This window comes from Lentilactobacillus kefiri (assembly GCF_007989105.1).
GTDB classification, from domain to species: domain Bacteria; phylum Bacillota; class Bacilli; order Lactobacillales; family Lactobacillaceae; genus Lentilactobacillus; species Lentilactobacillus kefiri.
Window position 1 is genome coordinate 45,460 of record NZ_BJVK01000014.1, and the last position, 9,469, is coordinate 54,928.

Consider the following 9,469-nt stretch of genomic DNA (forward strand, 5'->3'; position numbering starts at 1 on the left):
AGTCCTCTTTTTATAGGTCATGATCAACTCGGTGGTGAGAGCGAAAAAATATATTTAAAGTTATGAGTTGACTATTTTTGTTGAATTGATTTTGTTGAAAATTTAAAGCTGCTGGGCACTGCTTTGTCGGAATGACCGATCTTGCTGCCATCTAATTTGAAGACCAGATATGGGACCGGTCCCGTCGCTTTAACATGCTTACCAATCATCATTAACTGAGATTGGGCAAAGCTTTGAACATGATTGCCCACGGCCGTCTTTTGAGCAGTTGTTAAACTTTGAAAATGATTGTTGACCTTAACAAGATATCCATTGTCGATATCGTATGATATTGCCTTAATGTACAACGACCATTTATACGACTTTTTACCTTGACGAGCATCCTGTTGATCCTGGATCAGGGCATGGGACATTGTGTCGTTGTAAGCAGTCTGTTGTTTGGTAGATAGCTTTGGATTTTCGGCGGTTTGCTTTGCTGAAGATGTTGAAACGGCACTCGCTGTTACCTTAGCGATGGTTTTATGGGAGTGGCTTGTTGAATCATTCATGCAGCCGCTAAGAAGTAATCCGGATAATATTGTCATGATTAAAGCACTTGATTTATGCATAAAATTCCTCCAACGTGAAAAATTGAATACAGTTGAATTTTAGCACAAGTGTGGTTCCATGAAAGAGCCGAGAAATAAAAGAATCCAGCCATTAGTTGGTGGCCGGATTCCTTGAGTTGTTCTCATTTATTTGATGCTGTATGTTTGAACACCGATTTTTTGATTGGTGCCATACTTGACAGCATGAATTTTAATTGGTGATTTTGTATCATATAAGTTCCATGCCAACGAGCCCTTTACCGATTGATTTTTCTTGATAACAGCTTTGTTGCTGGCAGCCAGCTTTTCATCGGGAAGGGGAGCAGCGGTTAACTTTTCCTTTGACTTCGCTGGTTGATATGCATGAAGCACCGAGGAAGCAGCCACTGGGGTGATCTTTTTGCCACTGGTATTTTTGATGGGATACCAAACGGCAAATATTGGCTTTTTACCAAACTCATTACCGGTTTCACCAGCTGGAATAACAGTGGTTTTGGTAATTTTTAGTTGGAAGTTTTTAACCTTAAGGGAATTTTTGCTGAAGCTTTGATTGTTGGAAGAATTCTTATGGCCCAGCGCACCACAACCCGCAAGCGAAATAGCCGCGATGAATGTCATAACAAACATAATTGCTTTTTTCATTTTCCAGTCTCCAATACTTTTACATTTATAAAATCTCATATTATTAATATTTTACGTGATTATGGTTAAAAAGTAACTCAAAAATTGTTGAGTCGGTTGATTAATTGTTGCCAACACCGTTCCATAGAAAAAGCAGAGCTAACGCGTAGCTCTGCTTATATCTAAAAAATTCGATTATTTTTGAATAGGTTTAGCTAAAACAATTCCAGGATACTCATCAACTTTTTCTTGATGGTGTTTATCATAATAGAATATTCCAATTTGATAATCACTCAATGATTCACGCTTCGTCTGGCCATAGCCAGCTTTATCCAAGGCTGTTTTGACCAATTTTAATCGTTGGCTATCAGACACATTATTTTTATAAAATGCGCGATCAAAATATTTATTTACCGAGTTTAACACAATTACGTCAGTGAATGATGGAAGTGATTTAATACCCGTGGTGGAGTCAGTTTGAACAGGGAATGAAGCCCATTCATAACTTAGTTTCCAAGACAATTTTGTGTTTGGAAATAGTTTTAAGACTTTTTTAGAAAATTTCTGGGATGGGGACTCATTAATATATTCAACATATTCCTGGTTATTGGAAAAGTTTCCCAGTGGCAGATTGTTCCAGGCTTTATAATTCGTATTATAACCTGGACGAAGATATCCGCGCCAAACAATGCCCTTTCGAGTGTAATCGTTCTTCGGCGTCCAGCCACTGATACCATAGTATATCGAGAGCTTACCATTATGTTTGTAAGTGTAAGTATGATTGCGATGCCAATTAGTGTTTGGATAGTTGTTTAACTGAAGAATTCGCTTAGTATGCTTACTGTTCCACATATAGACTTTTTTATGTTTGTATTGAGACTTAACTTGGAAATAGGCTGGTGAAGATTGCCATTGCGTTTTGACACGCTGATAGCCGGCAGCGTGAGTCGTGGGCATTGACATTGTCATACCAATTCCCAAAGTTGTGCCTGCGGTGATCATTAACAAAAGTGATTTGAATTTCATTTAATATTTTCCCCTAATAATCATGAATTAGAATTATTTAATGCTTGAAGTTCCGATATGATTTGCATGAGTTTGGCATGATAGATGTCCGAACGTAATGCAGTATTTTGCTGGCTGAACCAATATTGCTTGGCAGGTGCAACATAATTTTCGGGTACTTGATATTTGTCGGCAATTTGCTGGAATAGAGCCGGATTATCAGCGGCCTGCTGGATTCGGTAGAGGGGTTCTTCCTGGATAATTTTGACAACTTGTGGTCGAATCTCTTCCGGTAGCTTTGGCTGAACAATTTTAACAACCGTATTTTTGATTGGTTTGTCCAAAATCGTGTTGGTTTGCCGTTGGGCATCAGTCAGTTCATGTACTTGGTGGCCAACGTATAAAAAGCCGAACAAAAGAATCACTAGAATACTCAAAAAGACAATTAATTTAGTGTGTTTTGATTTTTTCTGTTCTTTCTTGGTTTGCTTCCGCTCTAGCCGTGATGGTGTCTGATTACTCATGATAGTGCCCCCTCGAACTTATTTACGTGTCGAGTATAACATTTATGATTTTAAGTCTAGGGATGAATGATTTCCGATCAGGAATTTTAAATATTTCTTTAGATAAAAAAATGGCAAGCAGCTTCGACCTTCTGAACGCTTGCGCGCCGATCATTACTTACTCACCTTGGTTTGGCACCGAGAAGTATTATAGCATGGAGACATTTAAAAGTCCAAGTTAAAATCAACTCGGCTGAATTCCCTTTAAGTAGGGGGGTCAGTGCTTTGAAATTCTAACGATAATAAACTTTGGAGAAATGTTTTTCAGCATAATGTGGGGTAATAATGCGTTCTTTTAATTTATAATGTGTTGCTCTTAATTTAACGTAATTCCATTTGTGCGAGTACACATATTCCACACCGCGTAATAAGTAGGTATAACGTCCATAACGTTTATAACTGACTCGATTCATTGAAAATGGATCGCCCAAGCCGAAAGCTGTATACGTTCTTCGGGTCATCTGAACGCCTTGCTTGAATTTAAAACGATATTTTCCTGATCCGGCATGCATGGTCCGATTGTAAGTTCCTCTGAGAATCTTCGGTGTGCCATAGTGCCATGAGGCTGCTTTGCTTTGTGTTTGCGAAACCGCCATGATACTAAAGGCAGAAACAAAGGTAAGTGCATATTTGGTTATTTTTTCCATGAGTAATTGTCCCTTCAAATATGAATAATTTTTGACCATTTCAATTCTACTCCAACTGTGTTTATTAAGAAATTGATTCTGGACAAAAAAGTCGGTCACAACAATGTGTTCAAACATTGTCATGACCGACTTTGAATATTCAATGGAGTCGGCGGGAGTTGAACCCGCGTCCGAGCATATCGCCACCCAGATATCTACGTTCATAGATCTATTATTTAAATTTCACTTGCTGAAACGCCATAAATCAAGGCACCCACAGCAGGCTAACCTGATTAGTCTCTTCAGTCCGCTTCAGGTGGGAGCAAACTGCGTGAGCCCATTAAATTTAAGACCCAGATCTAACCCATGGGCGAAGTTAGGAGGATCTACGTTAAGCGCTTATTAGGCAGCTAAAGCGTAAGAATTGTTATTATTTTTTGCAGTTATAATAAACTGGGCGGTTTTACGTGGCGCTGCACGAAACGCAATCCGGACTCAACCTATACCCGTCGAATCCATAACGACCCCGATACAACTAATATCTTATCATAAACAGACAAAACTTAGAAGTAATCCAACTTAAAGCAGGCCAAAATGTTTTAAGCCATTCACGATGCCGTGTTCAGTGTTCTTAGTTGTGATGTATTCTGCGTATTTCTTAACGTTTGGCAAACCATTTTCCATGACAACGGGATGATCCACAAAGTCCAGCATAGGGATGTCGTTATTGCCGTCACCGAATGCATAGGTTGGGATGCCTTGTAATTTGGCATTGGCAATCAATTGTTGGATACCCGTTTTCTTTGAACTGCCTTTGTGGACAACGTCCATGCTAAATGGCGTATTTCTAAAGAAGGTCAGGGTATCTGCAAAACGATCAATATAGCGGTCATCCGGGCCCTTGGTATTAATGAGCATCATGACGACTTCCTGTTTTTCAATGAAGTCATCAACCCCCAGGTTGGGCATTCGTGAGTTGATAAAGTTGTAGTTCCCGCGGACAATGTCATTAATGAAATTAATCCTGGCACCGGTGCTGTTCATGACAGTGGTGGCTTCATTGTTCGATTTGGCGAAGGCCACGAAGTCTTTAACGACTTTTTTGTCAATTAATGCCTTGTAAACTGGTTTGCCTTCAAAGATGACATAGCTGCCGTTTGCGGAAACCACAGTATCAATCCCTGTTTTGCGCATTGTATTGGGAATTTCAAAAAGGTTTCGGCCAGTTGAAATAACTGGCAGGACGCTATTTTCTTTCAATTGATGCATTGCGTCAGCCACATCCTGGTCAACGCGGGTTTGTTCGTTATATAAAGTATGGTCAAGGTCAAAAAATGCAATTCCTTTATACATAAGTGAGCCATCCTTTTCATGATTGAATTTATAAACATATACACCACCATCATAACAATATTGCGACTTTTCAAGCAAGTTTCTTCAATTATTGTTAAAATAGATTACATATGGGGTGATTTGATTGGAAAAAACAACCATTGCGAATGAAAAAACCAGCCGATTTTTCGTCAGGTTGAGAAGAATTCCCGGCGAACATTGGTATTTGGCTGATGGCAGTGAAAAAAATGTCAATCCAAAAAGTAAACTCAAGGTTCCTGATAGCATCAAAGCTCAGGACTTCTTAATTGATGAAATTAGTTTTTTTAATAAATTAGTCTGGTATCACTTCACTTGTGGAGATTTACAAGGCTGGCTGCCGAAACGCAACATTCGTAAAACTTTTAGAAGATTGGATGTTGATCCAATTAAGCAGGCCACTCAGTCCGACATTGATAATCAATGCACGGCTATTTTAATGTTGCTTGAAAGCTCCGGCATTCAGCTGAGTGTCGATGATCTGAAGGCAGATGTTGAAAAGTGGAACGCGGGATCCGGATCGCTGATGGAATTAAGTGACTTAATCATTTCAAAGACGCATTCAATTCGTGATTTGAACGGCGCTAATTTCAGAAAACTGGATAAGCAATTATTACGCCGACGACCAATTTTGGTAAAGGTTGCGGGAATGGATAATTTAAAATCAAGCTTAATTTTACTGACTGGTTTCAACCGAAAAACATACTATTATAATGATCCATGGACTGGTAAATTAGAATCGATTTCACAACAGCACTTAAGGAAACATTGGAAACGCGGAAATTTAGAAGCAATCAGTTATTGAAGGCGGGTTAAAAAATGAAATTGCTAATGATTGAAGACAATAAATCTGTATCTGAAATGATGCAAATGTTTTTCCAGAAGGAAGGGTGGGATGTCACCTTTGCTTATGACGGAATTGAAGCTGTGGATAAGTTTAATGAAAGCCCTGATAGCTGGGATATGATTACTCTCGACTTGAACCTGCCCAAGAAAGATGGAATGGAAGTGGCCAAAGAAATTCGGGCCAAGTCACAAACCGTCCCCATTATTATGTTAACTGCCCGTGATTCAGACAGTGATCAGGTTTTGGGATTTGAAATGGGTGCCGACGATTACGTTACCAAGCCGTTTTCACCAATTACTTTGGTTGCCCGGATTAAGGCGCTTCAACGGCGGGCTCATACTGAAAGCGAAGGCGATGAGAAGCCTACTGATGAGGAAACCAAGGGGACGTTTGATATTGAAACGGATCACTTCAAGTTAAACACCAGCACCCGCGAGGCTTACTTGGATGACAAGCGGATTTCTGATCTGACACCCAAAGAGTTTGATTTATTGAAGACCTTGGCCCAAAAGCCACGTCAGGTATTTTCTCGTGAACAGCTGTTGGAAACGGTTTGGAACTATGAATATTATGGTGATGAACGAACCGTTGACGCTCACGTTAAAAAGCTCCGTCAAAAAATTGAAAGAGTTGGCCCTCAAGTGATTCAGACTGTTTGGGGTGTTGGATACAAATTCGATGATAGTGAAGTGGATAATAAAAAATGAAAATGATTTATCAGCAATTATTGGCATTCTTTTTAGTGATTGCTTGTACAATTTTGTTACTTGGTTTTTCATTTGGGCGAATGTCGAAAACATTCGTTTATGACACCACTTGGCATAATTTAGAAAAGTATTCCGATAGTCTTATTCAACAATCATTGACCATTAGCTCAAAGAACAAGGCGAAAGTCACCTTTGATGAAGAAAAGCTGAAAAATTCTGAAGCCTTATTGGAAAACCAGGCTGTTCATTTCACGGTGTTTAGTCCAAAAGACCAAGTCATTTATCCAAACAACGGCGTTGCGCCAAGAATTACCAAGAATGATTGGCAGCATCTTCGAAGAAATCAAATTGTTCGAAAAGTGAATAACAAAAATTTCAAACTTCGTAACGGGAAGACCCGTCCTGCGATGATTGAAGTACTGAAACCTTATTATTATAAGAAAAAGTTAGTGGCGGCCGTCACGGTTGGAGCGTTCATTTCGGATGTGAATTCCAATGTTAAGCGAATCAACCGCGACCTGCTGAAGGCACTTTTTGTTGCATTGTTCATTTCAATGTTTGTCAGTTTCTTCATTGCCAGACGACTTAATCGCCGGATCAGCAAGCTTCGAAGTGCTGCCAACCAGGTTTCAAATGGGAACTATAAAATTCGTTTGAAACCAGGTGCCAAAGACGAGATTGGGGAACTGATTATTGACTTTAACCATATGACGCGGTCGCTCCAGCAGGCAAACAATGAGATTCAGCGCCAAGAGGAACGACGTCAAGAGTTTCTGGCCAATGCTGCTCATGAAATGCGGACGCCATTAACGACAATTTCCGGAATTCTTGAGGGGATCAAGTACGACGTCATTCCGCAGGAGTCCAGGGCAAAAAGTATTGATCTGATGAGCAGTGAAACCCAAAGATTGATTCGATTGGTCAACGAGAATTTGGATTACGAAAAGATTCGTTCGAACTCCATTCAGTTGGATAAGCGTCATTTCAATGCTGCCAAGGTTCTTGAAAACGTGATTGATCAACTTAACAGTAAGGCGGAGGAATCCGGCGACACACTGGTCTTGAATGCACCTAAGGACCTGTCAATCTTTGCTGACTATGACCGTTTCGTCCAGATTGTCTTTAATATTGTGACCAATGCGATCCAATTTACAAACAAAGGAACCATTACTGTGACTGGTGAACGTGGTTATAACGAAACTATTGTTAAAGTAGCCGACACAGGTATTGGGATGTCCGAGGATCAGCAGAAAAACATTTTTGAACGTTATTATAAGGCCGATGCGTCTCGGCGTGCCGGTAAGTATGGCGAATCTGGATTAGGACTTGCCATTGTCCATCAATTAATTAAAGCCCATGGTGGGAAAATTTCAGTATCTTCCAAGTTGGGAAAGGGGACCACGTTTACGGTTATCATTCCCGATGCGACAGCTGCTGAAAAGGCTCAACAAAAAAACTAAACTAAACAAAAAAAGTCATCATCTTCTCCAACTTGAGTTATCTCAAAGTTGAGGAAGATGATGACTTTTTTCATTATTAGTCTTTTGATTCTTGCTTGGCGTGGTCTTCGTAGGCTTTTTTACCTTTTTCAGTGAGTCCGTTAATTTCGTTTCTTTCTGTTTCAATATAACCGGCATCAACCAATGGTTTGGGGTTTCCACCAATGACGTTGTCACAATAATCAACAAAGTGGGTAACTGGTGTGCCTGATGATACTCGACCGGTTGCAATTGCTTTTAAAATTTCATAATCCGTTGCTGTTAATTCCATCATGAAGCCTCCTAGATTTTCTGAATTAATAATACCACCATGTTGACTAATCGCCTTTGATTTTGTTTGAAAAACGAAATGTCAGGTGATTATATCGTTTACGGTTCAATGAGAAAAATATTTTTTTGACTATTTATGGGACAGAAACTGATAGATTTACGAAATTTAGACTTGATCTGAACATCCTTGAGCAGAAAAGGGGGATTTTTAATTTTGAAAATGTTGAGGGTATAACAAAAGCCGCTAAACACTGATGTATCAATGCTTAGCGGCTCTTGATTGTTCAATTATCACCCGCACGGGGCTCGAACCCGTAACTCCGCCTTGAGAGGGCGACGTCTTAAACCAGTTTGACCAGCGGGCAATGCTATCAAACTCACTAGACTAGTTTATCTAAATCAGACCTGTTTGTCAACAAGGGAAATTTAAATATAAAGTTGACAAAAGCAATAAAAATCTTTAATATATTTAGTTGTGATATTCATTGGGTATTCGCCAAATGGTAAGGCAACGGACTCTGAATCCGTAATTTACTGGTTCGACCCCAGTATACCCAATTATTCTTTTTAAAGTCGATTTTGTAGGTAGCCCAAGTCTGATGAGACTGGGCTTTTTTGTTTTTGGATTATCTGTCAGTGTCCCCAATTTAGCAAAAAAGTAAGCTAAAATTTTATGTGTTGAGTTCAATTCGCGTTGCTGTTAAATAAAAAAAATCACCCGAAACTATTAAAAATTCAAATATTCAGCTAATTCCTTGGCTGAATCATGTTGTTCCCTTGGCCTGTAGGTGTGTAAATATCCGTAGTGGTTATAATTGAAGCGTGGCCGAGTTGTCCTCGAACTTCTTTAGGAGTTGATCCAGAGGGTTGCATAGGTGTAGGGGAAAGCATGGACGGTAACTTTTTTGGATCGTAGTTATCGATAAAATTTTCGACGCATAACTGTGGCTTGACTTTGGTTGGTACGTTTCGTTATTTTTACTGGAGAAAACTAAATTGTCACCAATGTGGTAGTTCGTAGCATAGAAGCAAAATTGGCCGCCATGAGTTCGATTGAATACCGAATTCACAACGACCAGTTGTGGGCTTAAAAGTTTTTAACTATCTCCAATTATCGGGGTTAACTTCAAAATGATTATTGAAGCATCCCTTTTGCAAGTGGATGGGCTGAATAAGCTTTTTGGGTTAGATGGTGAAACCCAACATTTACTTTTGTCCTTTTAGGAAGCTTGCCAAAGAAGTTCCAATCAATATTGTAGAATGCAGCATATTTTTTACCGTTGATTCGATATGTACTGCGTTTCATATTCATTGTTCCATTCGCACCGGTCCAAGATGCCCCGTACCATCCGTGAGTTCCTTTTTTTAACTGG

General features: G+C 39.6%; 11 protein-coding genes, 2 tRNA genes and 1 other RNA gene. 4 read left to right on the forward strand and 10 right to left on the reverse strand.

The annotated features are described in order from the left end of the window. Positions 1-71 precede the first annotated feature (71 nt). The 7 genes from LKE01_RS06590 to LKE01_RS06620 form a co-directional block, all read right to left on the reverse strand. On the reverse strand, positions 72-608 hold the full coding sequence (locus LKE01_RS06590) for a hypothetical protein (protein WP_056982297.1): 537 nt from the start codon (positions 606-608) through the stop codon (positions 72-74). Between the two features lie 126 nt (positions 609-734). After that, positions 735-1,229, reverse strand: a complete 495-nt coding sequence (locus LKE01_RS06595) for a DUF5067 domain-containing protein (protein WP_056982296.1) — start codon at positions 1,227-1,229, stop codon at positions 735-737. A 174-nt stretch (positions 1,230-1,403) separates the two neighbouring features. Next, entirely contained in the window at positions 1,404-2,234 is an 831-nt protein-coding gene (locus tag LKE01_RS06600; RefSeq protein ID WP_056982290.1) for a hypothetical protein, read from the reverse strand. Between the two features lie 20 nt (positions 2,235-2,254). Beyond that, complete coding sequence (locus tag LKE01_RS06605) at positions 2,255-2,737, reverse strand: hypothetical protein (RefSeq protein WP_056982282.1); 483 nt, start codon at positions 2,735-2,737, stop codon at positions 2,255-2,257. Between the two features lie 272 nt (positions 2,738-3,009). Further along, positions 3,010-3,462, reverse strand: a complete 453-nt coding sequence (locus tag LKE01_RS06610) for a hypothetical protein (RefSeq protein ID WP_056982278.1) — start codon at positions 3,460-3,462, stop codon at positions 3,010-3,012. A 101-nt stretch (positions 3,463-3,563) separates the two neighbouring features. Further along, positions 3,564-3,930, reverse strand: a transfer-messenger RNA (tmRNA) gene (gene ssrA, locus LKE01_RS06615). A 51-nt stretch (positions 3,931-3,981) separates the two neighbouring features. Beyond that, the gene (locus LKE01_RS06620) at positions 3,982-4,755 is read right to left on the reverse strand and encodes a Cof-type HAD-IIB family hydrolase (RefSeq protein WP_054769276.1); all 774 of its coding nucleotides are present in this window, start codon (positions 4,753-4,755) and stop codon (positions 3,982-3,984) included. 124 nt (positions 4,756-4,879) lie between these two features. Between LKE01_RS06620 and LKE01_RS06625 the strand changes: the two genes are divergently transcribed. The 3 genes from LKE01_RS06625 to LKE01_RS06635 are packed head-to-tail and all read left to right on the forward strand — an operon-like array spanning position 4,880 to position 7,787. After that, positions 4,880-5,578 carry a C39 family peptidase gene (locus LKE01_RS06625; RefSeq protein WP_056982273.1) on the forward strand — a complete coding sequence of 233 codons (699 nt, stop codon included), beginning with the start codon at positions 4,880-4,882 and terminating at the stop codon, positions 5,576-5,578. Positions 5,579-5,592: 14 nt separating this feature from the next. Beyond that, positions 5,593-6,327: a winged helix-turn-helix domain-containing protein gene (locus tag LKE01_RS06630; RefSeq protein WP_054769273.1), complete on the forward strand. Its 735-nt coding sequence runs from the start codon at positions 5,593-5,595 to the stop codon at positions 6,325-6,327. Continuing rightward, a complete protein-coding gene (locus tag LKE01_RS06635; RefSeq protein WP_056982260.1) occupies positions 6,324-7,787 on the forward strand; it encodes an ATP-binding protein in 1,464 nt (487 codons plus the stop codon). Before LKE01_RS06630 ends, LKE01_RS06635 begins: the two co-directional genes overlap by 4 nt. 76 nt (positions 7,788-7,863) lie before the next feature. Here LKE01_RS06635 and LKE01_RS06640 read toward each other — a convergent pair whose 3' ends face one another. Both LKE01_RS06640 and LKE01_RS06645 read right to left on the reverse strand, forming a co-directional pair. Then, the gene (locus LKE01_RS06640) at positions 7,864-8,100 is read right to left on the reverse strand and encodes a winged helix DNA-binding protein (RefSeq protein WP_225426938.1); all 237 of its coding nucleotides are present in this window, start codon (positions 8,098-8,100) and stop codon (positions 7,864-7,866) included. Between the two features lie 287 nt (positions 8,101-8,387). Then, a tRNA-Glu gene (locus LKE01_RS06645) sits at positions 8,388-8,461 on the reverse strand. A gap of 121 nt (positions 8,462-8,582) precedes the next feature. Here LKE01_RS06645 and LKE01_RS06650 point away from each other — a divergent pair. After that, positions 8,583-8,654, forward strand: a tRNA-Gln gene (locus tag LKE01_RS06650). Between the two features lie 577 nt (positions 8,655-9,231). Here LKE01_RS06650 and LKE01_RS12040 read toward each other — a convergent pair. Beyond that, positions 9,232-9,469 (reverse strand): hypothetical protein (locus tag LKE01_RS12040; RefSeq protein WP_225426939.1); only part of this gene is annotated, 238 nt, incomplete at its 5' end.